This is a genomic window from Caulobacter sp. Root1455 (genome assembly GCF_001426905.1).
Lineage (GTDB): Bacteria > Pseudomonadota > Alphaproteobacteria > Caulobacterales > Caulobacteraceae > Caulobacter.
Window position 1 is genome coordinate 467,780 of sequence record NZ_LMFQ01000020.1, and the last position, 21,733, is coordinate 489,512.

Annotated in this window: 28 protein-coding genes and 2 pseudogenes; 16 read left to right on the forward strand and 14 right to left on the reverse strand. The window is 69.8% G+C overall.

Features of this window, described 5'->3' with window-relative positions:
• Positions 1–190: 190 nt before the first annotated feature.
• The 3 genes and pseudogenes from ASD21_RS11650 to ASD21_RS11655 form a co-directional block, all read right to left on the reverse strand.
• Positions 191–1,288 carry a Zn-dependent alcohol dehydrogenase gene (locus ASD21_RS11650; protein ID WP_056440829.1) on the reverse strand — a complete coding sequence of 366 codons (1,098 nt, stop codon included), beginning with the start codon at positions 1,286–1,288 and terminating at the stop codon, positions 191–193.
• A 93-nt stretch (positions 1,289–1,381) separates the two neighbouring features.
• Positions 1,382–1,470 (reverse strand): annotated as a pseudogene (locus tag ASD21_RS25240) (hypothetical protein); the annotation flags it as partial.
• A 12-nt stretch (positions 1,471–1,482) separates the two neighbouring features.
• Entirely contained in the window at positions 1,483–1,953 is a 471-nt protein-coding gene (locus ASD21_RS11655) for a chemotaxis protein CheW (RefSeq protein ID WP_056440832.1), read from the reverse strand.
• Positions 1,954–2,174: 221 nt separating this feature from the next.
• Between ASD21_RS11655 and ASD21_RS23930 the strand changes: the two genes are divergently transcribed.
• Complete coding sequence (locus ASD21_RS23930; protein ID WP_056440837.1) at positions 2,175–2,564, forward strand: hypothetical protein; 390 nt, start codon at positions 2,175–2,177, stop codon at positions 2,562–2,564.
• A gap of 166 nt (positions 2,565–2,730) precedes the next feature.
• Here the strand turns inward: ASD21_RS23930 and ASD21_RS11665 are convergent, their stop codons facing one another.
• Positions 2,731–3,531, reverse strand: coding sequence for an inositol monophosphatase family protein (locus ASD21_RS11665; RefSeq protein ID WP_056440840.1), 801 nt, complete (start codon positions 3,529–3,531; stop codon positions 2,731–2,733).
• A 375-nt stretch (positions 3,532–3,906) separates the two neighbouring features.
• Here ASD21_RS11665 and ASD21_RS11670 point away from each other — a divergent pair, with 375 nt between their 5' ends.
• The 4 genes from ASD21_RS11670 to ASD21_RS11685 all read left to right on the forward strand — a co-directional run bounded on the left by ASD21_RS11670 (position 3,907) and on the right by ASD21_RS11685 (position 6,154).
• A complete protein-coding gene (locus ASD21_RS11670) occupies positions 3,907–4,311 on the forward strand; it encodes a hypothetical protein (protein ID WP_056440842.1) in 405 nt (134 codons plus the stop codon).
• Positions 4,305–4,844, forward strand: a complete 540-nt coding sequence (locus ASD21_RS11675) for a hypothetical protein (protein WP_056440845.1) — start codon at positions 4,305–4,307, stop codon at positions 4,842–4,844. The genes ASD21_RS11670 and ASD21_RS11675 overlap by 7 nt, the downstream gene beginning before the upstream one ends.
• Positions 4,841–5,710: a sigma-70 family RNA polymerase sigma factor gene (locus tag ASD21_RS11680; RefSeq protein WP_056440848.1), complete on the forward strand. Its 870-nt coding sequence runs from the start codon at positions 4,841–4,843 to the stop codon at positions 5,708–5,710. Before ASD21_RS11675 ends, ASD21_RS11680 begins: the two co-directional genes overlap by 4 nt.
• A gap of 177 nt (positions 5,711–5,887) precedes the next feature.
• Positions 5,888–6,154 (forward strand): DUF559 domain-containing protein, encoded by a 267-nt coding sequence (locus ASD21_RS11685; RefSeq protein ID WP_442856967.1) that lies wholly within the window; start codon positions 5,888–5,890, stop codon positions 6,152–6,154.
• Positions 6,155–6,214: 60 nt separating this feature from the next.
• Here ASD21_RS11685 and ASD21_RS11690 read toward each other — a convergent pair whose 3' ends face one another.
• Both ASD21_RS11690 and thiE read right to left on the reverse strand, forming a co-directional pair.
• The gene (locus tag ASD21_RS11690) at positions 6,215–6,631 is read right to left on the reverse strand and encodes a hypothetical protein (RefSeq protein WP_056440852.1); all 417 of its coding nucleotides are present in this window, start codon (positions 6,629–6,631) and stop codon (positions 6,215–6,217) included.
• A 76-nt stretch (positions 6,632–6,707) separates the two neighbouring features.
• Positions 6,708–7,370 (reverse strand): thiamine phosphate synthase, encoded by a 663-nt coding sequence (gene thiE / locus ASD21_RS11695; RefSeq protein WP_156390658.1) that lies wholly within the window; start codon positions 7,368–7,370, stop codon positions 6,708–6,710.
• 265 nt (positions 7,371–7,635) lie between these two features.
• On the opposite strand from thiE, the gene ASD21_RS11700 reads away from it, so the two are divergent.
• On the forward strand, positions 7,636–7,821 hold the full coding sequence (locus tag ASD21_RS11700) for a (2Fe-2S)-binding protein (protein ID WP_056440858.1): 186 nt from the start codon (positions 7,636–7,638) through the stop codon (positions 7,819–7,821).
• 163 nt (positions 7,822–7,984) lie between these two features.
• On the forward strand, positions 7,985–8,464 hold the full coding sequence (gene bfr / locus ASD21_RS11705; protein WP_056440859.1) for a bacterioferritin: 480 nt from the start codon (positions 7,985–7,987) through the stop codon (positions 8,462–8,464).
• A 156-nt stretch (positions 8,465–8,620) separates the two neighbouring features.
• Here the strand turns inward: bfr and ASD21_RS11710 are convergent, their stop codons facing one another.
• Positions 8,621–9,118, reverse strand: coding sequence for a GNAT family N-acetyltransferase (locus ASD21_RS11710; RefSeq protein ID WP_056440865.1), 498 nt, complete (start codon positions 9,116–9,118; stop codon positions 8,621–8,623).
• Positions 9,119–9,200: 82 nt separating this feature from the next.
• Here ASD21_RS11710 and ASD21_RS11715 point away from each other — a divergent pair, with 82 nt between their 5' ends.
• From ASD21_RS11715 to ASD21_RS24735, 3 genes and pseudogenes are all read left to right on the forward strand, one after another.
• Complete coding sequence (locus ASD21_RS11715; protein WP_056440869.1) at positions 9,201–9,791, forward strand: tryptophan-rich sensory protein; 591 nt, start codon at positions 9,201–9,203, stop codon at positions 9,789–9,791.
• 101 nt (positions 9,792–9,892) lie between these two features.
• A complete protein-coding gene (locus ASD21_RS11720) occupies positions 9,893–10,543 on the forward strand; it encodes a DUF2799 domain-containing protein (RefSeq protein ID WP_056440872.1) in 651 nt (216 codons plus the stop codon).
• Between the two features lie 6 nt (positions 10,544–10,549).
• Positions 10,550–10,615, forward strand: a pseudogene (locus ASD21_RS24735) (hypothetical protein); the annotation flags it as partial.
• Between the two features lie 79 nt (positions 10,616–10,694).
• Here the strand turns inward: ASD21_RS24735 and ASD21_RS11725 are convergent.
• The 4 genes from ASD21_RS11725 to ASD21_RS11740 all read right to left on the reverse strand — a co-directional run bounded on the left by ASD21_RS11725 (position 10,695) and on the right by ASD21_RS11740 (position 13,200).
• Positions 10,695–11,153, reverse strand: a complete 459-nt coding sequence (locus ASD21_RS11725) for a DoxX family protein (protein ID WP_056441187.1) — start codon at positions 11,151–11,153, stop codon at positions 10,695–10,697.
• Positions 11,154–11,161: 8 nt separating this feature from the next.
• Entirely contained in the window at positions 11,162–11,944 is a 783-nt protein-coding gene (locus ASD21_RS11730) for an HvfC/BufC N-terminal domain-containing protein (protein WP_056440875.1), read from the reverse strand.
• Positions 11,937–12,767, reverse strand: a complete 831-nt coding sequence (bufB, locus tag ASD21_RS11735; protein ID WP_056440876.1) for an MNIO family bufferin maturase — start codon at positions 12,765–12,767, stop codon at positions 11,937–11,939. Before bufB ends, ASD21_RS11730 begins: the two co-directional genes overlap by 8 nt.
• Positions 12,768–12,915: 148 nt before the next feature.
• Positions 12,916–13,200 carry a BufA1 family periplasmic bufferin-type metallophore gene (locus ASD21_RS11740; protein ID WP_056440877.1) on the reverse strand — a complete coding sequence of 95 codons (285 nt, stop codon included), beginning with the start codon at positions 13,198–13,200 and terminating at the stop codon, positions 12,916–12,918.
• 219 nt (positions 13,201–13,419) lie between these two features.
• Between ASD21_RS11740 and ASD21_RS11745 the strand changes: the two genes are divergently transcribed.
• On the forward strand, positions 13,420–13,962 hold the full coding sequence (locus tag ASD21_RS11745) for a sigma-70 family RNA polymerase sigma factor (protein WP_056440878.1): 543 nt from the start codon (positions 13,420–13,422) through the stop codon (positions 13,960–13,962).
• Positions 13,949–14,590 (forward strand): NrsF family protein, encoded by a 642-nt coding sequence (locus tag ASD21_RS11750; protein ID WP_056441190.1) that lies wholly within the window; start codon positions 13,949–13,951, stop codon positions 14,588–14,590. The genes ASD21_RS11745 and ASD21_RS11750 overlap by 14 nt, the downstream gene beginning before the upstream one ends.
• A 161-nt stretch (positions 14,591–14,751) precedes the next feature.
• Here ASD21_RS11750 and efp read toward each other — a convergent pair whose 3' ends face one another.
• A complete protein-coding gene (efp, locus tag ASD21_RS11755) occupies positions 14,752–15,321 on the reverse strand; it encodes an elongation factor P (protein ID WP_082554725.1) in 570 nt (189 codons plus the stop codon).
• Positions 15,322–15,429: 108 nt separating this feature from the next.
• On the opposite strand from efp, the gene epmA reads away from it, so the two are divergent.
• Positions 15,430–16,479 (forward strand): EF-P lysine aminoacylase EpmA, encoded by a 1,050-nt coding sequence (gene epmA, locus ASD21_RS11760; protein WP_056440881.1) that lies wholly within the window; start codon positions 15,430–15,432, stop codon positions 16,477–16,479.
• 127 nt (positions 16,480–16,606) lie between these two features.
• Here the strand turns inward: epmA and ASD21_RS11765 are convergent, their stop codons facing one another.
• The gene (locus tag ASD21_RS11765) at positions 16,607–17,455 is read right to left on the reverse strand and encodes a class I SAM-dependent methyltransferase (protein ID WP_056440882.1); all 849 of its coding nucleotides are present in this window, start codon (positions 17,453–17,455) and stop codon (positions 16,607–16,609) included.
• Between the two features lie 70 nt (positions 17,456–17,525).
• On the opposite strand from ASD21_RS11765, the gene ASD21_RS11770 reads away from it, so the two are divergent.
• From ASD21_RS11770 to ASD21_RS11780, 3 genes are all read left to right on the forward strand, one after another.
• Entirely contained in the window at positions 17,526–17,948 is a 423-nt protein-coding gene (locus tag ASD21_RS11770) for a helix-turn-helix domain-containing protein (protein WP_200941424.1), read from the forward strand.
• A gap of 47 nt (positions 17,949–17,995) precedes the next feature.
• On the forward strand, positions 17,996–19,039 hold the full coding sequence (locus tag ASD21_RS11775; RefSeq protein ID WP_056440888.1) for a lysine-2,3-aminomutase-like protein: 1,044 nt from the start codon (positions 17,996–17,998) through the stop codon (positions 19,037–19,039).
• Between the two features lie 88 nt (positions 19,040–19,127).
• The gene (locus tag ASD21_RS11780) at positions 19,128–21,206 is read left to right on the forward strand and encodes a glycoside hydrolase family 65 protein (protein ID WP_200941429.1); all 2,079 of its coding nucleotides are present in this window, start codon (positions 19,128–19,130) and stop codon (positions 21,204–21,206) included.
• 67 nt (positions 21,207–21,273) lie between these two features.
• Here the strand turns inward: ASD21_RS11780 and ASD21_RS11785 are convergent, their stop codons facing one another.
• On the reverse strand, positions 21,274–21,669 hold the full coding sequence (locus ASD21_RS11785) for a host attachment family protein (protein ID WP_056440894.1): 396 nt from the start codon (positions 21,667–21,669) through the stop codon (positions 21,274–21,276).
• Positions 21,670–21,733 lie beyond the last annotated feature (64 nt).

Genomic DNA, 21,733 nt, shown 5'->3' on the forward strand with positions numbered 1-21,733 from the left:
GCCGTTTGGGGGAGAGTGCACGAAGATCCCGACGGCCGTCATCCTCGGACTTGTTCCGAGGACCCCTGCTTCAGCTTAGGTGGCGGTGCAGGTGGGACGGAACGACGGCGGAAAGCTCGGACCCTTCAGCGCGGCCGGCAGAGGGGTCCTCGGAACAAGTCCGAGGATGACGGGCGGGGAGGGGTGAACCTCAATCAAACACGATCACCGACCGCGCCAGCTCGCCGCGCTTCAGCTCGTCGAACGCCGAGTTGACGTCCTCGAGCTTGATGCGGCGCGAGATCAGTTCGTCCAGCTTCAGCTTGCCGGCCATGTAGGCGTCGACCAGGCGGGGCATGTCGACCGGGAAGCGGTTGGAGCCCATGTAGCTGCCCTGGATCTTCCGCTCGCCCAGGAAGTCGGGGCCGTGCAGCTCGATCATGGTGCCCACCGGGATCATGCCGATGATGTTGGCCGTGCCGCCCCGGCGCAGCATCTTGAACGCCTGCTCGGCGGTGACCTTCAGGCCGATGGCCTCGAAGCTGTGGTGGACGCCGCCGCCGGTCAGCTCGATCACTTGCTTGACCGTGTCGTCCGAGGCCTGGATCACGTCCGTGGCGCCGAACGCCTTGGCCAGCTCCAGCTTGCCCGGGATGCGGTCGATGGCGATGATCCGGCCGGCGCCGGCCATGACCGCGCCGTTGATCGTCGACAGGCCCACGCCGCCGCAGCCGATGACGGCCACGGTCTCGCCCGGACGGACGCCGGAGGTGTGGATCACCGCCCCCACGCCGGTCATCACCGAGCAGCCGATCAGGGCGGCGCGGTCGAACGGCATGTCGCGGCGAATGGCGACGCAGGCGTGCTCGTGCACCAGCATCATCTCGGCGAACGACGACAGGTTCAGGAACTGGGCCATCCGGGTGTCGCCGGATCCCGAGAGATCCTCGCGGAACAGGCGCGGCTCCTCGCCCTTGGCGCGGCGCGTTTCCGGGCTGATGCACAGGTTCATGTGCCCGGTCAGGCAGACCTCGCAGTGGCCGCAATAGGGGTTGAGGCAGGTGATCACGTGGTCGCCGACCTTGACGGTGCGGACCTCGGACCCGACCGCCTCGACGATCCCGGCGCTCTCGTGGCCCAGCACGGCGGGCAGGGGATGGGGATAGGAGCCTTCGACGAAGTGCAGGTCGGAATGGCAGACGCCGGCGGCCTTGGTGCGGATCAGCACCTCGCGCGGGCCCGGCTTGCCGATCGAGACCTCCTCGATCTGGAGCGGCTTGCCCACTTCGCGCAGAACGGCGGCCTTCATCGGCGATCTCCCTGGTTCGTTGGGGAGACCCTAACGGGAGGGCGGGGGCCGAAGGAAGGGGTTATTCGAACAAATGTTTGGAAGCGGTGGATGTCCTCGTCCTTCGACAAGCTCAGGATGAGGACAATCAATACGTCGCGTTCGAATTCATCCTCATCCTGAGCTTGTCGAAGGACGAGGATGCGGCAGGGCGCCTAGGCCGCCAGGTCGACCCGGCGCTCGGGCAGGATGGCGTCCACCGACAGCAGCACGATCATGGCCGCCTCGGTGGTGATCACCGCCGAGACCAGGTTCGAGGTGATGTCCTCGCCCAGCGGCGGGGGCGGGCTGATGCTGTCGGCCGAGACGATGAAGCTGTCGCAGACCGCGTCGACCAGCAGGCCGGCGACGTCGTCGTGGTGCTCGACCACGATGATCACCTGGCGGGCGCTGTCGGCGGCGACGCCCTTGCCCAGGCGTTCGGACAGGTCGATCACCGGCATCACCTGGCCGCGCAGATTGATCACGCCGCGCACATAGGGCGGCGCGTCCGGCAGCGGGGTGGCGGGGGTGACGCCGCGGATCTCGCGGACCGCGCCCACGGGCACGCAATAGGTCTGGGTTCCGACTTCGAACGACAGGATCTGCAGATCCTCGCCGGCCGCGTAAGCCACGTTCCTGGACATCGCCTGGTCGCCTTCAAGCCTGTGTGTCGCCCGTTCTGAGCGCCGTCTGGTCCCACCCTCGCGCGGAAAGGTGAATAAATCGGCGTTGCCGTCAGGATTTGGATCGGGCGCGGCCGGTGAAGCTGACGGTCCCGTTCAGCCTGCGTTCAGCCGCCGGGACCGAGGATCTCCAGCATGGAGACGGACGTGTCGGAACGCCGTCGCCACGAAGGAACAGCGTCATGACTCGTCATCTGAAAACCACGATCGGCCGTGTCGCCGCGAGCGTCGCGGCCCTGGCCATGGTCGCGGGCGCGACCGCCGCCTCGGCCGACTCCTACCGTCACCACGGCTATTACGGCCACGGGCGCGGCCACCACGACAACGACGTCGGCGTCGCCATCGCCGGGGGCATCGTCGGCCTGGCCCTGGGCGCGGCGATCGCCGGCAACAACAACAACCATTATCGCACCGGCTACAGCCACGGCTACGCCCCGCCGCCGCCACCCCCGCGCTACTACGGCGGCTACGCCCCCCGCCCCTACGGTTACGGCTACGGCCGCGACTGCTGGACCACCCGCGACTACGACCCCTATCGCGACGCGGTGTACACGCGGACCGTCTGCCGCTAGGCCTCCAACGACCGTCATCCTCGGACTTGTTCCGAGGACCCCTCGGTCCGCTGGCAAGGCGAAATGAAGAAGGGGCGCTGCATCACAGCAGCGCCCCTTCTTTTCGTTTGAGTTGTCCGCCCCGGCAGGGGTCCTCGGAACAAGTCCGAGGATGACGGTCGTGAGGTTAGCCCTGCGCCGCCAGCAGGCGCTCCAGCACCAGCGGGTGCAGTTCCTGGTTGGTGGCCAGGATCGAGGCGCCTTCGATCGGGTTGCCGTGCTCCTCGATCGTGGAGACCTTGCCGCCGCTCTCGGTGACCATCAGCACGCCGGCCGCCACGTCCCAGGGCTTGAGGTTGCGTTCCCAGTAGCCGTCGAAGCGGCCGGCCGCGACCCAGGCCAGGTCCAGCGAGGCCGAACCGAAGCGGCGCACGCCGGCGACCTTCTGGCTGATCTGGTGCAGCTCCTTCAGGAACTGGCCGTGGCCGGGCTTGCCCAGGAACGGCACGCCGGTGGCCAGGACGCTTTCGTCCAGGTGGCGGCGGGCCGCCACGCGCAGGCGCTTCTCGGCGCCCAGATAGGCGCCCTTGCCCTTTTCGACCCAGAACAGGTCGTTGGTGATGGGGTTGTAGGTGACGCCGGCGACGACCTCGCCCTCGCGCTGCAGGGCGATGTTGACCGCGAAGTGCGGGATGCCGTGCAGGAAGTTGGTGGTGCCGTCCAGCGGGTCGACGATCCAGGTGTGGGTCTTGTCGGTGCCCTCGATCAGGCCGCGTTCCTCGCCCAGGAAGCCGTAGCCGGGACGGGCCTTTTCGAGGATCTCGAAGATCACCTGCTCGGCCTTCTGGTCGGCGGCGGTGACGAAGTCGGCGGGGCCCTTCTTGGACACCTGCAGCTCGGTGACTTCGCCGAAGTCACGGGCCAGGCCGCGGGCCGCTTTACGGGCGGCGTCGATCATCACGTTTAGGAGGGCGGAAGCGGTGGCCAAGGCGGGTGTTCCTCATAGTTCCCCCTGCGCGGCGTCATGAGGATGACGGCGGGGGATATGCATGCGGGCGGATAGAAAGATCGGGAAAGTGGGCGCGATACCTAGTCGCCTGGGCGGCCGAAAGCAAGGCGAGGGGATTTTTCAGGCCCGCCCCACCTCCGCTCATCCCGGCGAACGCCGGGACCCAGATCCCGTAGCGGGGTGGATGATTGGCAAGGGCTCAACGCTCATGGCGTCAGCCACACCGCCATTCCATCTGGGTCCCGGCGTTCGCCGGGATGAGCGGAATTTTGGTTCGGGGCCGAGTAAATCAGCGCGCCATGTCACATCCGCCCGCGCTGCCTCGTCCTGTCTCCAAACACGGAGGAGGTGACGATGCGTTGGGTGAAATGGATCCTGCCGACCATCCTGGCGATCAACGGCGCGGTGATGCTGCTGGCCCCGGCCTGGTGGTATCCGCGCGTGCCGGGGGTGATCGAGACCGGGCCGCTGAACGAGCATTTCGTGCGCGACATCGGGGCGGCCTATCTGGCCTGCGCCCTGGCCATGGGCTGGGCGGTGAAGGATCCGGCGCGCGGCCTGGGCGTGGCGGTCGCCTCGGCGACCTTCCTGACCCTGCACGCCGCCATCCACCTGATCACGCCGTTCTGCGGCACGACCCTGCCGTGGCCGCTGCTGCTGCGCGACTTCCCCGGCGTGTTCCTGCCTGCGATCATCAGCCTGCTGATCGTGCGGTCGTGCCGGCGACGCGCCATGCGAGCGGAGGCCCGGCCATGCTGACCTGGTTGATGCTGGGCGCCGTGCGCCGCCTGGAGCGCCGCTACGACTACGACGCCAGCTATCTGCGCGCCCTGGCCGCGGCCAGCCCCAGGGCGCTGATCGCCTTTTCGGGCGTCGGACGGCTGCAGGGCTTTCTGGAGGGCGCGCCGCCGGCCGCGATCGCCGCCGCGGCCCTGGCCGGCACGCTGAACGAGGACTGCGGCCCCTGCACCCAGATCGTCGTGCGCCGGGCCGAGGAGCGGGGCGTATTGCCCGCGATCCTGGCCGCAATCCTGGCCGGCGACGGCGAGGCCATGGGACCGGACGCGGGCCTGGCCTTCGGCTTCGCCCGCGCCAGCCTGGCCCGCGATCTGGAAAGCAGCGAGGACCTCCGTGAGGAGATCGTCTCGCGCTGGGGCCAGAAGGGCCTGGCCGCCATCGCCCTGGCCTTGGCGGCGGCGCGGGTCTATCCGACGGTGAAATACGCGCTGGGCTACGGCAGGGCCTGTTCCAAGGTCACGGTCGGCGGCCGCGCGGTGGCGGTGCGGACATGAGCGCTTTTGGCAAGAACGGGCGGGACGCGATCTTCGAGGACCGCCGCGGGGCGATGACCGGCCTGGCCTACCGCATGCTGGGCTCGCGGGCCGACGCCGAGGACGTGGTGCAGGACGCCTGGATCCGCTGGCGCGACGTCGACGCCGACGAAGTGGCCAACCCGGCCGGCTTCCTGAACAAGGTGGTCACCCGCCTGTGCCTGGACCGGCTGAAATCGGCCCGCGCCCGGCGCGAGGTCTATGTCGGCGAGTGGCTGCCCGAGCCGGTGGTCGACGAGGATCACGAACGCCTGGGCGAGGACCTGTCCGTGGCCTTCCTGCTGGCCCTGGAGCGGCTGACGCCGCTGGAGCGCGCGGCCTTCCTGCTGCACGACGTGTTCGACGCTCCTTTCGCCGAGGTCGCCAAGACGCTGGGCCGGACCGAGGCGGCCTGCCGCCAGCTGGCCGCCCGGGCCCGCGAGCACGTCAAGGCCGGCAAGCCGCGCTACCGCCCCAGCGCCGAGGAGGAGCAGCGCCTGACCGGCGCCTTCCTGGCCGCGGCGATGACCGGCGACGAGACGGCGCTGCGCGGCGTCCTGGCTCGGGACGTGGTCATGCATTCCGACGGCGGGGGCCTCGCCAAGGCGACCATGAACCCGGTGTTCGGGCTGGAGAAGGCCGTGCGCCTGATGCTGGGGATCAAGAAGAAATGGCCCGCGCCCGACGACACGGTGGCCCGCCTGGCGCGGATCAACGGCGCTCCCGGCATCGTGTTCAGCCACGCCGGCGTGGTGTTCCAGACCATGGGCCTGGAGATCGTCGACGGCCGCATCGCCGCGGTCTACACGATGCGCAATCCGGAGAAGCTGGCGCGGTTGAATTCTTGAAACCCTCTCCCGGAGGGGAGAGGGCGGGTGAGGGGTGACACCGTCAAAAGTGAAACCCCGATTACTTTGCTTGCCACGTTCTTGATTTGATCCGCTTCATCGCGAGATGAACCAGATCCCCAACGCTCGCCGCCTGCGTCGCGGCCAGACCCAGGCCGAGGAAAGATCTGGGCGATCGTGCGCGGCCGCCGTCTCGATGGCTTCAAGTTTCGCCGCCAAGTTCCGATCGATCGTTATTTCGCGGACTTCGCCTGTTGGGACGCCAAGCTCGTCGTTGAACTCGATGGACCGGCGCACGAGGATCGCGAACTGCATGACCTGGTTCGCACCGAAGTTCTTGAGCGCTGCGGGTATCGCGTCTTGCGGTTCGACAATGAATTCGTACTGGCCGATCCCGGAGGGGTGGCCGAGGCCATCGGCGCGGCGCTCCGGCTGAGGGCGTGACCCCTCACCCTCCCACGCTTCGCGTGGGCCCCTCCCTCTCCCCTCCGGGAGAGGGTGCCCCTAGGGCAGCGCCACCTTCGGCAAGGTGTCCTTGGTCTCGCACGCCACGCGGCCCGCGCCGCCGGCGGCGCCCTTGATGTCGTCGATCTTCTCGCCCTTGCGCCAGCCCTTGGGCAGGCCCTGGTCGCCGGTGAAGTCCATGCCCAGGTCGATCCACTTGTCGGCCGCGCAGTCCAGGGCGAACAGCAGGATCGGACCCTTGCCGGCCGGCCAGCTCCGGTAGGGGCCGTTGGGCCGTCCCTCGGCGATGCGCAGCACGATCAGGCCGGACGTCTGGTCCACCCGCATGAAGTCCGCGTCGTAGAAGGTTTTCGCCTCGCCGGGCGACGCTTTCCAGCTTTCCGCCAGGGTCGCGGTGGCCGTCGCCATCAGGCCCAGGACGGTTACGCCAAGCAAACACAGACCAAGCCGCCGCATGGACGTCCTCCCCGTATTCTATCGTTGGGAAGACGCTACGCCCGACAAGCTTGACCGGCAAGCTCCGCGAACGGCGTTATGCGCCTCGCGCCGCCAAGCGGGCCGCAAGGCCCTCGGCGATGGCGGCGTTGATCGCCGCGACGCCGGCGGCCGGCCCCTGGGGGTGCTTCCAGACCCCGGCCGAGACGGCCAGGAAGTCGGCCCCCGCCGCGGCCAGGCCGGCGGCGTTGTCGGCGGTGATGCCGCCAATGGCCACCGAGGGCACTTCCATCGTCTCCTGCCAGATCGACAGGATCTCCGGATCGGCGGTGGTCGGAGCGTCCTTGGTGGTGGTCGGGAAGAAGGCCCCGAAGGCCACGTAGTCGGCCCCGGCCTCGGCGGCCTCCATGGCCAGGTGGCGGCTGTCGTGGCAGGTGACGCCGATCATGGCGTTCGGCCCCATGATCTTGCGGGCCTCCTTGTAGGGCGTGTCGCCCTGGCCGACATGGACCCCGTCGCAGCCCAGCCGGGCGGCCAGGTCGGGACGGTCGTTGAGGATCACCGCCACGCCGCGCGACCGGGCGATGGGGCTGAGCACCTGGACGGCGGCGGCGATCACGTCGTCCGGGGTGTCCTTCAGGCGGATCTGCAGGGCGGCCACGTCGCCGCCGTCCAGGGCCGCGGCCAGGTCGTGGCCGAAGGCGGCCAAGTCGTCCAAGGCCGGCGGGGTGATCAGATAGAGGCGGCAGTCGGTCATCAGGCGGGATTACGCCGATTTGCAGCGCGGGACGAGAGGGCAAGACCCTCCCCCTATGGGGGAGGCGGCCGAAGGCCGGTGGGGGGAGTTTTGGGATCGTCGATCCGGAATCCGGCCGCCTGCCTATCACTCCCCCCTCCGTCGGCTTCGCCGACACCTCCCCCACAAGGGGGAGGATCTAGGAGCTATTTGTCGCACTGCGAGTCAGTTGCAAAAGGCGCGCGCCTCCGCTACATGAGAATGACAATCATTCAATGGGGCGCGTCCCTTGTACGTCTGCAACTGTAACGGCATTCGCGAGCGGGAAGTCCGCGCCGCCATCGACGCCGGGGCCACCCGCCCGGCCGACGTGTTCCGTCACAAGGGCTGCCAGGCCCAGTGCGCCAAGTGCGTCTGCGAGATGCGCCAGATGATCCAGGACAACCGCGAAGCCCTGGCCTTCGCCGCCGAATAGGCCGCGCGAGCTGGTTTCACGCTTTTCCGTGAGGCTGAGAAACACTTGCAGACATAGCGGTTGATGCAACTTGGCCGATGGCTCAGGGTCCCCCTCTGCCTGAGTCCAAAGGACTCAGGCAGCCCTTTTACGCGCCGACTATTCGAATCTGAGGAGACCCGCCATGCAAGGCGATCCCGGCATCATCCGGCTCTTGAACGCGGTGCTCACCAACGAGCTGACGGCGGTGAACCAGTACTTCCTGCACGCGCGGATGTACGACAACTGGGGCTTCAAGCGCCTGGGCAAGATCACCTACGACGAGTCGATCGGCGAGATGAAACACGCCGACAAGCTGATCAACCGCATCCTGTTCCTGGAGGGGCTGCCCAACCTGCAGGACCTGCACAAGCTGAAGATCGGCGAGACCGTGCCCGAATGCCTGGCCAGCGACCTCTCGGTCGAGGTCGGCGGCCGTGAGACCCTGATCCCCGGAATCATCCAGTGCGAACAGGCCCGCGACTATGTCAGCCGCGAACTGCTGCGCGAGATCCTCAGCGACACCGAGGAGCATATCGACTTCCTCGAGATGCAACTGGGCCTGGTCAAGGCGCTGGGCGAGCAGAACTACCTGCAGAGCGCCGTGGGCGAACTGCCGGCTTAGGTCGCGGCGGACGGACGCCCCCTCCGTCGGGCTTCGCCCGCCACCTCCCCCGTTGCTCGGGGGAGGAAAAGGTGAGGGCGTAATCCTCCTCACCCGCATCGCGGGGGAGGTGGCGCGATGCGAATACGCATCGTGACGGAGGGGGCGTCCGTCCCCTCAAAAATCCCGCGTCATGAACACCCGCGCGCTCTCATCCAGCCCTCGCGCCAGGTGTTCCTCCCGGATCGCGGCCATCCCCGGCGTCAGCGCCGCCACCTCCACGAACCCCAGCCGCCGGTAGTACGGCGCGTTCCACGGCACGTCGCGGAAGGTCGACAGCGACAGGCCGTCCAGCCCCGCCGTCCGCGCCCATTCGGCCGCCGCGTCCAGCAGCGCCGCGCCGATCCGCCGGCCGGCGAAGGCGGGCAGCACGTCGAGCTGTTCGACATAGGCCCGGGTCTCGACCCGCCGGAACATCACGAACGCCACGACCGCCTCGTCCTCCACCGCCACGACCAGGCCGCCGGCGGCGATCCGCGGGGCCAGGATCGACGCCGGCGTGGGCTCGTCGGCGGCCAGGGCGTCCATCAACCCGACGAAACGCTGGGCCGAGGCGCGCTCGAGGGCGCGGATCGTCTCGATCTCTTCGGGCCGGGCGGGGCGGAAAACGAGCATGGGAACCCTCAAACCGTTTCGCCGCCTTGGAACCAAGGCCCAGCTAGGCGGGTTACAAGCATGTTTAGCGAGGAGTTCCGCCATGCACATCCCGAACGGCCGATCCCACGGGAGGCGGACTCACGCCGGTCGCGAGTCGTTCGAGATTGACGTCAAGGCCGACACCCCCAGCACCGCCGGCGCTCAACTGCTCCTGGGCCTGGCCCTGGCCGGCGGCGCGATCCTGGCCTCGACCCTGCTGGGCCGCCGCCACGAGAAGATGATCGACGACGAGGAATACGCGGTCGGCTACGCCGAGATGCACGAGCCGGTCGCCCATCAGCCCAAGGCCCTGACCAGCCTGATCCTGCCGCCGCTGTTCATCGCCATGACCCTTTCGGGACTGCGGATCTGGAACGCGCCGTCCAGCCCCACGCGCACCCGGGCTCTCACCCTCTGGAGCCTGGTCCAGGGCTTCAACGCCCTCTGGTTGGCCCTCGGCGCCAAGCGCGTCGGGGGACAACTTGGCGCGGCGACCGCGTCGCTGGCGGCCTCGGCCGCCTATGCCCTGCAGGCCCGCAAGCTGGTGGCCCCGGCCTCGGGCTTTTCCAGCCCCTATCTCGGCTGGCTGGGCTTCGCCAACGCCCTGACCGAGGAGCTGTGGAAGCGTCCGCGCCGCGTGACGGTTCATTGAGTACGGGCCACTAGGAAACCATCGTTCAGCGGCCGTTCAGACGGCCAAGCTTTAGCTCCCCCCAAGTCACGCTTTAGGGCCATGCCTTGGGGAGCTTACACATGCGTCGTCTTTGGGTTCGGAAACTGGGGGTTCTGGGACTGGTCGTCACGGTCGGCGCGCTGGCCGGCTGCGCCACCATGAGCAAGGAGGCCTGCCTGCAGGGCGACTGGGCCGGGGTGGGCTTCAAGGACGGCGAGGCGGGGCGTCCGCAAAGCCGTCTGGACGACCACGCCAAGGCCTGCGCCAAGGCCGGGGTGGTTCCCGACGCCGCGCCCTATTTCCAGGCCCGCGACCAGGGGCTGAAGCTGTATTGCACCCAGGACCGCGGCTTCAGCGAAGGGCGCGACGGCAACGCCTATGCCGGGGTTTGCCCGCAGGGACCCGAGCGCGGCTTCCTGATCGGCTATGCCGACGGCCAGCTGGTGAACGCGGCCGTGTCGCGCCTGAGCCAGGCGGAATCGGACCGCCAGAGCGCCGACCACCGCGCCGAGAAGCGCGACCGCGAGGCGCGGGGCGTCGAGGACGAACTGAAGAATCCCCAGCTGAACGACGAGCAGAAGCACGAACTGCGCGACCGGCTGAACCGCCTGCGCAGCGAGCGCCGCCAGGCGGTCGAGGACGGCCGCCGGGCCGACTGGGCCGCCCGCGACGCCGAGCGCGAGGTGGACGAGTTGCGGCGCCGGTTCGGGCCGCGATATGGCGGGTGGTGACGCGACGGGACGCCCCCTCCGTCACGATGCGTATTCGCATCGCGCCACCTCCCCCGCCTTGCGGGTGAGGAGGATGCGGCGTCTTTCTCCTCCCCCGTGCAACGGGGGAGGTGGCGGGCGAAGCCCGACGGAGGGGGCGTCTTGGGAGGCCTCAGCGAATCCCCAGCACCCGATCCAAGCTCCACTTCCCGCCGCCCTTGGCCACCAGGAACAGCAGGATCGCGGCCCAGGACAGGTGGGTGCTCCAGGCGTCGGGATAGACGAACACCTCGATCACCAGGGTCATGCCCAGGAAGGCCAGGGCCGAGATCCGGGTGAACAGGCCCAGCACCAGCAGGATCGAGAACAGGTGCTCGCTGTAGGTCGCCAGGTGGGCGGCGACGTCCGAAGGGATCAGCGGCAGGGCGTATTCGTCGGCGAACAGCGAATAGGTCCCGTCGGTGATGTGCAGGATCCCGTCGACCTTGGTGCGTCCCGACAGGAAGAACACCGAGGCGACGCCCAGGCGCGCGACCAGGGTCAGGACCCCGTCGGGCAGGGCGCGGTGGGCCAGGACGGCCAGGGCGTCGAACGGACGGCTCCAGGGACGCGAGGGGGCGGGGGCGAGCATCTGGTCGGTCACGCGAGGTCTCCAAGGTCGAGGCCGCTGAACGCACCGTCGGCGATCAGGGCGGCGAAGAGGGTTGCGAGGTCGGCGGCGGGGTTCGCCCGGGCCGCGGCGGTGATCGCCTCGCCCAGGCTCGCCCCGTCGCGGGCGGCGGTCAGGAAGGCGAAGCCGGCGGCGTCGAGCAGGCGGCCATGCACCATGTCGTCGGGCCGGGCGATCAGGACGCCCTGCGGGTCGTCGGTCAGCGCCATCTCGCCGGGCTCGGGTTCGCGGGCCGCCAGCCACAGGCCGGGCAGGCCGCTGTCGAACCAGGCGAAGGCCAGGCTGGGATGCAGGCGCGGGCGGGCGGCGGCCAGGGCGTCGGGCGCCAGGGCGAAGGCTTCGGCGGCCAGCGGCTGGGCCTCCGGCGCGAACAGGGCGGTGGTCCACATCCGATCCAGCCGGGCCATGGCCGGCAGGTAGGGCAGGTCGTCGGCCGGCGGAAAGCGGTCCAGCCAGTCCGGGAAGGCCTCGCCATAGGCCAGCAGGGCGGCGCTGGTCGGCGGATGCTCGCGGACGAACAGGGCCGCGGCGGCGCGGAACCAGTCGTCGCCGACCAGGCTGGCCACGGTCGGGAAGTTGGCGGCCAGGGCGTCGACGCAGCCCTTGGCGATGGTGTTGCGATAGACGGCCAGGCCGGCGGGCTCGGCCTCGCCGTCGCCCTCGCCGTTTGGCAGCCAGGCGGCGATCGGCGCGGATGCTCGCTCGGCGAGGGCGGCGGCGAAAGCGTCCTGGAAACGGCCCAGCTCAGACATGGGCCGGCTCCCGCTTCGCCAGCATCCCATGCGCCCGGTTCCGCTCAGCCATCAGCACGTCGAAGGCCGGGATGTCGTCGTCGCGCTCGATCAGGGTCGGACGGGGGCCGATCCGGTCGACCAGGCGGCGGTACAGGGTCCAGACGGGCTCGGCGACCGGGGCGCCGTGAGTGTCGATCAGCAAGCTTGAGCCGCCCTCATCGGCGCCGTGGCCGGCCAGGTGGATCTCGCCGATGACCTCGGCGGGCAGGGCGTCCAGATAGGTCTCGGCGGCGTAGCCCAGGTTGCTGGCGCTGACGAACACGTTGTTGACGTCGACCAGCAGGCCGCAGCCGGTGCGGCGGGTCAGGTCGATCAGGAAATCGGTCTCGTCCAGCGCGTGACCGGTCAGCGGCAGGTACAGCGACGGGTTCTCGACCAGGATCGTCCGTCCAAGGACGTCCTGGGTGCGGCCGATGTTGCCGGCGATCCGGTCGAGGGCCGCGCGGGTGCGGGGAAAGGGCAGGAGGTCGGGCTGGTGGACGCCGCGATGGGTGCTCCAGGCCAGGTGCTCGGAGATCACGAACGGCTCGAACCGATCGGCCAGGGCCTTCAGGGCGAGCAGGTGGGCGGGGTCCGGATCGGCGTCGGCGGCCAGGGACAGGCCCACCCCGTGCAGCGACAGCGGATGCCTGTCGCGGACGGCCTGCAGCCAGCGCAGGCGCGGCCCGCCGGCGGCCATGTAGTTCTCGGGATGGACCTCGAACCACAGGCCCGCGTCCTCGGCCGCGAGGGCTTCGGCGTAGTGCTGCGGTTTGAGGCCGAGGCCGGCGGTGGGGGACATGGGATGTTCTTCAAATCAACAAGAGCCTGTCATCCCGGACGAAGCGAAGCGCAGATCCGGGACCGCCGGAAACGCATGCGCTCTGGGTCGGTCCCGGATCTTCGCGCTTCGCGCTCGTCCGGGATGACAGCGTTGGGGCGGGCGTGGCCTACATCGAGGTCTTCGGGGTCAGCGAGCCCGTGCCGTTCGGGGTCTTGATGCTGGTGCAGGTGCCCTTGGCGACCTTCTTCCAGGCGTCGCCCTGATAGTCGGCCTTCGAGGTGCCCGCGCACGAGGTGCCGGCGCCGGCCTTGCAGTCGTTGTGGCCGGCCTTGGCGATGCCGTAGCACTTTTCCATTTCCATCTTGGCCGGCTTGGCGTCGTCGCGGGCCATGGCGGCGCCGGCGCTCAGGGCGAACACGGCGGCGAGGGCGAGAGCGGGGGTGCGGTTCATGGAGGCGTTTCCTTCGTCTGGTGCGACCGAGCCCGGCGCCGTTCGTCGGCCCGTCCTGCGCGGTCAAAGGGGAGTTACGGACGGGCGCCGCGAAAGGTTACACCGGTATCCGAACAAAAAAGCGGCGCGCCGAAAAACGCCGGACAGCGCCAGACCCGGTTCCCGCTTTCCGCGACGCGGTGTAACCATCAGGCCGTCTCGCGCGAACAAGGGGGAGGCGTGACGGAAACCGAGGCCGCCCTGAAGGCGCTGATGCTGTTGAGCCTGGACGGCGACGCCCCGGCCTATCGGCTGTTGCTGTCTCAACTCGGCGGCCGGCTCCGCGTCTATTTCGAGCGCCGCATGCGCGACGCTTCCGGCGATGTGGAGGATCTGGTGCAAGAGACCCTGATGGCGGTGCATACGCGGCGCGCGACCTACGATCGCGCCCAGCCGTTCACCCCTTGGGCCTTCGCCCTGGCGCGCTACAAGCTGATCGACCACTGGCGGCGGCGGAAGGTGCGGGTGACCCTGCCGATCGACGACTATGTCGAGGTCCTGGCCGCCTATGCGCCGGAACCCGGCTCGGCCATGGACCTGGACAAGGCCCTGGAGACCCTGCCCGAGCGCCAGCGCAACCTGGTGCGCGACGTCAAGATCGAGGGTCTCAGCCTGGCCGAGGCCGGCGATCGGGCCGGCGTCAGCGAGGGCGCGGCCAAGGTCGCCCTGCACCGCGCGCTGAAGAGTCTCGGAGAAAGGATGCGTGGCCGTGCGGACGGATGATCTGATCGATCAGCTGGCGGCGCGACCGCGCGCCATCCCGGCCGGGGCGGTGCAGCGTCGGTTCGTCGGCGTGGCCGTGGCCGGAGGCCTGGCGGCCTTGGTGATGGTGCTGGCCTGGCTGGGCACGCGTGAGGACCTGGCCCAGGCCATGACCGGCCGGATGTTCTGGATGAAGGCGATCTACACCGCCCTGCTGGGCGTGGCGGGCTTCTGGGCCCTGGAGCGCCTGGCGCGGCCGGACGGCGCGCCGCGCAAGGCGTTGCTGTTCGGGGCTCTGGTGCTGGCGCTGTTCGTCGGCATGGGCTTCGGCCAATGGCTGGCCGCCGACTGGGAGCATCGCCGGTCGATGATGATGGGCGGATCCTGGAAGGTCTGCTTCCGCTACATCCTGACCCTGGCTCTGCCGGGGCTGGCGGCGACGCTGGTGGTGCTGCGCGGCATGGCCCCGACCCGCCCGGCCCTGACCGGCTTCGCGGCCGGCGCCTTCGCCGGCGGCGTGGCGGCCACGGTTTACGGCCTGCACTGCGGCGAGAGCACGATGGTGTTCGTGGGCACCTGGTACACCCTGGGCGTGCTGGGGACCGGGGCGCTGGGGGCGTTGGTGGGTCGGTGGGCGCTGCGGTGGTGAGCGCCCTTCACGTCTGAAAACGCAAAAAAGCCTGTCATCCCGGACGAAGCGCGAAGCGCGAAGATCCGGGACCGGGCCGAAGCGCTGAGCTCTGGCGTCGGTCCCGGCTCTCCGCTGCGCCGCGGCCGGGATGACAGGCTTTTGGAAGCTCTAGGCGAAGCCTAGTCCTTCGCGCGTTCCTGGTACGAACCATCCTCGGTCAGGATGATCACCCGGGTGCCCGAGGCGATGTACGGCGGCACCATGGTGCGCACGCCGTTGCTGAGGATGGCCGGCTTGTACGACGAGCTGGCGGTCTGGCCCTTCACCGAGGGTTCGGTCTCGACGATCTCGAGGGTCACGGTGCGCGGCAGTTCCAGGGCGATCGGCACGTCGTTGTGCGTCGACAGGACGACGGTCATGTTTTCCTGCAGATAGGCGCCCAGGTCGCCGATCACGTCCTCGGAGGCGACCAACTGGTCGAAGGTTTCCGGGTTCATGAAGTGGTAGCCCTCGCCGTCCTGGTACAGGAAGGTGTGGTCGCGCTGGTCGACGAAGGCGCGCTCGACCTGCTCGGTCGTGCGGTAGCGTTCCGACACCTTCACGCCGTCCGAGATGCGGCGCATGTTCAGCTGGGTGACCGGCGTGCCCTTGCCGGGGTGGATGTTTTCGGCGTTGAGGACAACGTAGAGCTTGCCGTCCATATCGACGACGGAACCCTTCCTCAGCGAGCTGGCGGCGACTTTGGTCACGTAGTGCGTCCTTGGATCTCGCGGCGGCCTTGGCCGCGAATTGCGTTAGATATCGCCCTCCTATAGCGATCCTCGCCAAGTTCGCCACCCCCCGACCTGGGACGCCCCGTGCCGACAGCTTCTCCTTCGCCCTGGTGGCGGCCTGAAAACCACGCCGACCGGCGGCCGTTCCTGCTGGCCCGCAACAGGATCAAGGCCGCGTTCCGGGCCTGGTTCGAGGCCGCGGGGTTCCTGGAGGTCGAGACCGCGGCCCTGCAGGTCTCGCCCGGCAACGAGGCCCATCTGCACGCCTTCGAGACCCAGGCCCTGACGCTTTCGGGGGAAAGCGCGCCGCTCTACCTGCACACCTCGCCGGAGTTCTCGTGCAAGAAGCTGCTGGCGGCGGGCGAGCGGCGGATCTTCGATTTCGGCAAGGTCTGGCGCAACCGCGAGCGCGGGGCGCTGCACCATCCGGAGTTCACCATGCTGGAATGGTACCGGGTCGACGCGCCGTACCAGACCCTGATGGACGACTGCGCGGCGTTGCTGGCGCTTTCGGCGGAAACGGTGGGAACCCTCCAATTCCGCTTTCGCGGTCATGACTGCGATCCTTTCGCCGCCCCCGAGCGGGTGACGGTGGCGGAGGCGTTCGCGCGGCACGCGGGCGTCGATCTGCTGGCCTCGATCGACGGGACGGGGGCGACGGATCGCGACGTCCTGGCGGCCTCGGCCAAGGCCGCCGGCATACGGGTGGCCGACGACGACACCTGGGCCGACGTGTTCAGCCGGGTGATCGTCGAGAAGGTCGAGCCGAACCTGGGGATCGGCCGCGCCACGATCCTCTGCGAATACCCGACCGCCGAGGCGGCCCTGGCGCGGCCCAAGCCCGGCGACCCGCGCGTGGCCGAGCGGTTCGAGCTCTATGCCTGCGGGGTCGAGCTGGCCAACGCCTTCGGCGAGCTGACCGACGCCGGCGAACAGCGCCGCCGCTTCGAGGCCGAGATGGACGAGAAGGCCCGGGTCTATGGCGAGCGCTACCCGTTGGACGAGGATTTCCTGGCCGCCCTGGCGATCATGCCGAACGCTTCGGGCTCGGCCCTGGGCTTCGACCGCCTGGTGATGCTGGCGGCGGGGGCGTCGCGGGTGGACCAGGTGCTGTGGACGCCGGTGGCGGGGTAGGGATCAATATTTGGCGTTTCGGCCGTTCAATCCCTCTCGAAGCCATTCCCCCTTTATCCCGTCATTCCCGCCACAAGGGCGGGAATGACGGATAGATTTTTGGGTGCGCCTGAATGTCGACAAACCCCTACCCCCGCGCCCGCACCAGCCAGCAGGCCGCGGTGAACCGCGCCACGCCGTCGGCCAGAAAGGGCGCGAAGCCCCGCCGCACGGCCTCGATCACCGCGGCGCGACGACCGGCCTCCAGGCTCGGCAGCATCAGACCCACGGGCCCCATGCGCGTCGCGTAGGTTTCCAGGTCGTCCGCCGGCACGGCGCAGGCGACGTCCAGCGGCTGGAGGTCCGCGTCCCGCCATCCCGCCGCCGACAGGATCCCGCCCACCCGATCCGGATCGGCGAAGGCGAACTGGCCCGGGGCGTCGGGCGCGCGCTTGGGCAGCTCGGGCAGCAGCGGGCCGGCCGCCCGCTCCGCCGCGGCCATGAACGGGTTCTCGTCGGTCCCGCGCCAGACGATGCAGGCCAGGCCCGCTTCGGGACGCGCGGCCCGCCGCAGATTGGCGAAGGCGGCGACCGGATCGTCGAAGAACATCACCCCGAACCGCGAAATGACCGCGTCGAAGCTCGCGGGCTGGAAGGCGTGCTGCTGGGCGTCGGCGACCACGAAATCGGCGTTGTCGACGTCCTGTTCGGCCGCCCGCCGCCGCGCCAGGTCGATCAGCGGCGCGGACAGGTCAAGGCCGGTGGAGCGGCCTTGCCCCTTCAGGCTCCGCGCCACGGCGAAGGTGGTGGCGCCCGCGCCGCACCCCACGTCGAGCACCGCGCGCGCCCCGTGTTCCCGGATCGCGTCGACCAGCGGCTGTTCGAACGGTTCGAACAGGCGGTCGAGCATGGCGTTCTGCTCGACCCAGTTGCGGCCGGCCCCGCCGTTCCAGAGCTCGGTCTGGGCCTTGTTGGCCTCGGTTTGCGGCTGCGTCACGCGCGGTCCTCCTTGCTTTCCAAGCGGGCTATGGACGAGGCTACGACTTCAAGCCGACTTGAGGTCAATCGTGAAACTTCTCGACATCGCGCAGGTGGCTCGGGGAACGGGCATGGCGGCCTCCCGGTTGCGGTTCTACGAGGAAAAGGGCCTGATCGTCTCGATCGGCCGGCGGGGGCTGAAGCGGCTGTTCGAGGCCGGCGTGATCGAGCGCCTGTCGCTGATCGCCCTGGCCCAGACGGCGGGGTTTTCGCTGGACGAGATCGCCGGCATGTTCGACGTGGCGGGCAAGCCGCGCCTGGACCGCGCGCGGCTCTCGGCCAAGGCCGACGACCTGGACCAGACGATCCGCCGCCTCTCCGCGCTGCGCGACGGCCTGCGCCACGCCGCGGCCTGTCCCGCGCCCAGCCACATGGCGTGCCCGACCTTCCGGCGGCTGCTGAAGGGCGCGGTCAAGGCGCGGCCCCGGGCGTTCGTCGACGATCTCGGCTAAGCCGCCGCATTGCTCCGGGCCGCCTAATCCGCCATATCCCGCGCCTCATGACCGCCGCCCGCACCCTCCGCAGCGCCGCCGCCCTGGCCGAAGCCGGCCTGATCGCTCCCGAGCGGCTGCCGGCGCTCGAGGCCGTGGCGGCGCGCTACGCCGTGGCGATCACCCCGGACATGGCCTCGCTGATCGACCCGGCCAACGAGAGCGACCCGATCGCCCGCCAGTTCCTGCCCGACGAGGCCGAGCTGCTGGAAAGCCCCGGCGAGGTCGCCGACCCGATCGGCGACGAGACCCACAGCCCGGTCGAGGGGATCGTCCACCGCTATCCCGACCGCGTGCTGCTGAAACCCACCCACACCTGCGCGGTCTATTGCCGGTTCTGCTTCCGCCGCGAGATGGTCGGGCCCGAGGGCCTGGCCAACCTGTCGCCCGAGAAGCTGGACGCCGCCTTCGCCTATATCGCCGCCCACCCGGAGATCTGGGAGGTGATCGTCACCGGCGGCGACCCGCTGGTGCTGTCGCCGCGCCGCCTGCGCGACCTGGGCGAGCGGCTGGCCAGGATCGACCACGTGAAGGTCGTGCGCTTCCACACCCGCGTGCCGGTGGTCGATCCGGCGGCGATCACCGAGGACATGGTCCAGGCCCTGAAGGCCGGCGGCAAGACGGTCTATGTGGCCCTGCACGCCAACCACCCGCGCGAACTGACCGACGCGGCCCGCGCCGCCGTCGCCCGGATCATCGACGCCGGCATCCCGATGCTGAGCCAGACCGTGCTGCTGAAGGGCGTCAACGACGATCCCGAGACCCTGGGCGCCCTGATGCGCGGCTTCGTCGAGAACCGCGTGCGGCCCTACTACCTGCACCACGGCGACCACGCGCCGGGCACGGCCCATCTGCGCACCACGGTGGAGGAAGGCCGCGCCCTGATGCGCGCCATCCGCGGCCGGTTCTCGGGCCTGTGCCAGCCGACCTATGTGCTCGACATCCCCGACGGCCACGGCAAGGTGCCGATCGGGCCGGACTATCTGGCGGTCGACGGTCAGGTCGAGGATCCGAACGGCGGGGCGCACGCCTATCCGCCAAGCCAGACCTGACCCGAACGGATTTTCCGAACCTTCCGGCCAGCGAGGTGTTTGGGACACGCCGACCCATGAAACGGGGTCGGTGTCGTCGGAGTCCGCCGTGTCTCGTCCCATCAATCCGCCATCCGTGTCCGGCGCGGGCGGCCGTGAACTGCCCGCCTATGTCAGCAACGGCCTGATCGGCCTGCGCGTGCGCTGCCAGCCGCTGCAGGCCGGCATGACCATCGTCGGCGGCTACGCCGGCGAGGACCCCGAGCGGCGGATCGAGGGCGCGACGCCCGCGCCCTATCCCCTGGCCGGCGACATCGCCGTCGACGGGGCCTGGCTGTCCGACCTGCCGCACCAGGTCGGCGACCTGGAGCAGGCCTACGACTTCGCCACGGGCGAGCTGACCAGCCGGTTCGTCTTCCAGGCCGGCGCCCGCCGCCTGACCTGCACGGTGCTGACCTTCGCCAGCCGAGAGGACCCGACCCTGGTCTGCCAGGAGACCACGCTGGAGGTCGACGGCGCCTGCGACCTGCAGGTGCGCGCGGGCGTCGAGACCACCGGCGTGCTGGGCCGGGCTCTGCGGTTCCTGCGCGACACGCCGGGCGAAGGAAAGGCCGACGTCGACGGCGTGCTGCTGTGGGAGTCGGCCGGCGCCCTGGGTCGTCTGGGCATGGCCTATGTCACCGAGATCTCCGGCGGCGCGGCGGCGGGTGTCGAGCCCGTGCGTCCGGCCCTGGACGGCCAGGGGCTGATCACCACCTACGCCTTCCGCGGCGGAGCGCGCGCCACCTATCGCTTGCGGCAGATCACCAGCCTGGTGCCCAGCGCCATGCACGGCCGTCCGGACGAGCACGCGGGGCGGATGGCCGCCAAGGCGCGGCACGACGGCTTCGACGCGATCCGCGCCGAGAACCGCGCGGCCTGGGACGAGCTGTGGAAGGGGCGGGTGCGGCTGGTAGGCGCCGACGACCGCTGGCAGGCCCTGGCCGACGCGGCGTTCTTCTATCTCAACACCTCGGTCCACGCCTCGTCGTGCGCCTCGACCTCGATCTTCGGTTTGGCCACCTGGCACGACTATCACTACTATTACGGCCACGTGATGTGGGACATCGAGGCCTTCGCGGCGCCGGTCCTGACCCTGCTCCAGCCCCAGGCGGCCCACGCCCTGCTGGACTATCGCTTCCGCAACCTGCGGTCCGCGCGGACCAACGCCCAGCTGATGGGCCGCGAAGGCGCGCAGTTTCCCTGGGAGAGCTCGCCGTCGGCGGGGGAAGAGGCCGCGCCCTTGCCGGGCACGGCGTGCTGGCACGAGGACCACGTCTCGCTGGACGTGGCGCGGGCCTTCGCCCTGTTCGCCGACGCGACCGGCGAAGGCGAGTTCCGGCGCGAGAAGGCCTGGCCGGTCCTGGCGGGCGTCGCCGAGTGGATCGTCTCGCGCGCCCACCAGACCGCCGACGGCTACGAGATCCGCGCGTCCATGGGCATCGCCGAACGCGAACAGCCGGTCGACAACGCCGCCTTCACCAACATGGCTGCCGTGGTGGTGCTGAACGACGCCGTGCGGATCGGCGAGCGCCTGGGCCGGTCGATCGATCCGCGCTGGCGGGCCGTCGCCGACGGCATGGTCCTGCCGCGTCGCGATCGGGTGGTCGTCTCGCACGACGGCTATCGCAAGACCGAGGAGAAGGGCGGCACGCCCGATCCGCTGATGGGGGTGTGGCCGTTCGGCTACCGACTGGATCCCGAGGACCAGCAGGCGACCCTGAGGTTCTATCTCGACCAGGCCGACGCCTATGTCGGCAGCCCGATGCTGTCGGCCCTGTACGGCGCCTGGGCGGCGCGGACGGGCGACCGCGCCTTGGCGCTGAAGCTGCTGGACGAGGGCTACGCCCGGTTCGAGAGCGGCCGCTTCGCCCAGATCCTTGAATACCGCCCCGACCGGTTCCCGGAACAGCCGCGGGCCGGTCCGTTCTTCGCCAACATGGGCGGCTTCCTGTCGAGCCTGGTGCTGGGCTTCCCGCGCCTGGAACCCGGCGAGGGCGAGCCGGAAACCTGGTCCAAGGCCCCGGTGGTCCTGCCGGCCGGCTGGGAGGCGATCCGGATCGACCGGCTCTGGGTGCGCGGCCGGCCCATGCGGCTGGAGGCCCGGCACGGCGAGCCGGCGCGCCTGACGCCGGCGACCGAGGCCTAGCGCGGAACGAAAAAGGCCTCCCCGGTCGCCCTGGGAGGCCTCTTCACATGTCGCGAAAGCGGACCGGTCAGGCGTTGGCGATGGCCGTGGCGATCGCGTCGGTCGGCTGGCCGGTCAAGTCCTTGGCGAGTTCGCCGACCAGCTTGGCCTGCAGCGCCTTGTGCCAATGCTTGCGCAGTTCGCCGAGCGTCTTGGGGGCAGCGACGACGAATAGGTCATCGAACTGGTTGGTCAGCGCCTGCTGGTTCAGCAGGGCCGCGACGCCGGCGGCGTACCCGTCCTCGGCCTGGGTGCTGTCGTCGGGATTGGCCGCGCTGGACGGATGGCCGCCCGAGCCGCCGCCGCCGTTGAGGTCCGGCGTTGGCAGGGCGGTCAGTTCGGGGGCGTGGTCGCCTGTGTTCTTGAACAGCACCAGCTTCTCGCCGTCGACGACGGCCACCAGGGCGCCTTTGGGAAGTACCATCGTGCGTGTCCTTGAACCAATGGGGCCTGTTAACGGCCCGCGAGGACGGGAGTTGCCCCAGGGC

Excerpts from the sequence above, each read along its gene's own strand:
- ASD21_RS11740 (WP_056440877.1), bottom strand. The coding sequence starts at position 13,200 with ATGAACCGCACCCCCGCTCTCGCCCTCGCCGCCGTGTTCGCCCTGAGC.
- ASD21_RS11675 (WP_056440845.1), top strand. The coding sequence starts at position 4,305 with ATGCTGACCTGGTTGATGCTGGGCGCCGTGCGCCGCCTGGAGCGCCGC.
- ASD21_RS11690 (WP_056440852.1), bottom strand. The coding sequence starts at position 6,631 with ATGCGGCGGCTTGGTCTGTGTTTGCTTGGCGTAACCGTCCTGGGCCTG.
- ASD21_RS11715 (WP_056440869.1), top strand. The coding sequence starts at position 9,201 with ATGCACATCCCGAACGGCCGATCCCACGGGAGGCGGACTCACGCCGGT.
- ASD21_RS11730 (WP_056440875.1), bottom strand. The coding sequence starts at position 11,944 with ATGTCTGAGCTGGGCCGTTTCCAGGACGCTTTCGCCGCCGCCCTCGCC.
- ASD21_RS11785 (WP_056440894.1), bottom strand. The coding sequence starts at position 21,669 with ATGGTACTTCCCAAAGGCGCCCTGGTGGCCGTCGTCGACGGCGAGAAG.
- ASD21_RS11720 (WP_056440872.1), top strand. The coding sequence starts at position 9,893 with ATGCGTCGTCTTTGGGTTCGGAAACTGGGGGTTCTGGGACTGGTCGTC.
- bfr (WP_056440859.1), top strand. The coding sequence starts at position 7,985 with ATGCAAGGCGATCCCGGCATCATCCGGCTCTTGAACGCGGTGCTCACC.
- ASD21_RS11670 (WP_056440842.1), top strand. The coding sequence starts at position 3,907 with ATGCGTTGGGTGAAATGGATCCTGCCGACCATCCTGGCGATCAACGGC.
- ASD21_RS11650 (WP_056440829.1), bottom strand. The coding sequence starts at position 1,288 with ATGAAGGCCGCCGTTCTGCGCGAAGTGGGCAAGCCGCTCCAGATCGAG.
- ASD21_RS11680 (WP_056440848.1), top strand. The coding sequence starts at position 4,841 with ATGAGCGCTTTTGGCAAGAACGGGCGGGACGCGATCTTCGAGGACCGC.
- ASD21_RS11710 (WP_056440865.1), bottom strand. The coding sequence starts at position 9,118 with ATGCTCGTTTTCCGCCCCGCCCGGCCCGAAGAGATCGAGACGATCCGC.
- ASD21_RS11655 (WP_056440832.1), bottom strand. The coding sequence starts at position 1,953 with ATGTCCAGGAACGTGGCTTACGCGGCCGGCGAGGATCTGCAGATCCTG.
- bufB (WP_056440876.1), bottom strand. The coding sequence starts at position 12,767 with ATGTCCCCCACCGCCGGCCTCGGCCTCAAACCGCAGCACTACGCCGAA.
- ASD21_RS11775 (WP_056440888.1), top strand. The coding sequence starts at position 17,996 with ATGACCGCCGCCCGCACCCTCCGCAGCGCCGCCGCCCTGGCCGAAGCC.
- ASD21_RS11725 (WP_056441187.1), bottom strand. The coding sequence starts at position 11,153 with ATGCTCGCCCCCGCCCCCTCGCGTCCCTGGAGCCGTCCGTTCGACGCC.
- ASD21_RS23930 (WP_056440837.1), top strand. The coding sequence starts at position 2,175 with ATGACTCGTCATCTGAAAACCACGATCGGCCGTGTCGCCGCGAGCGTC.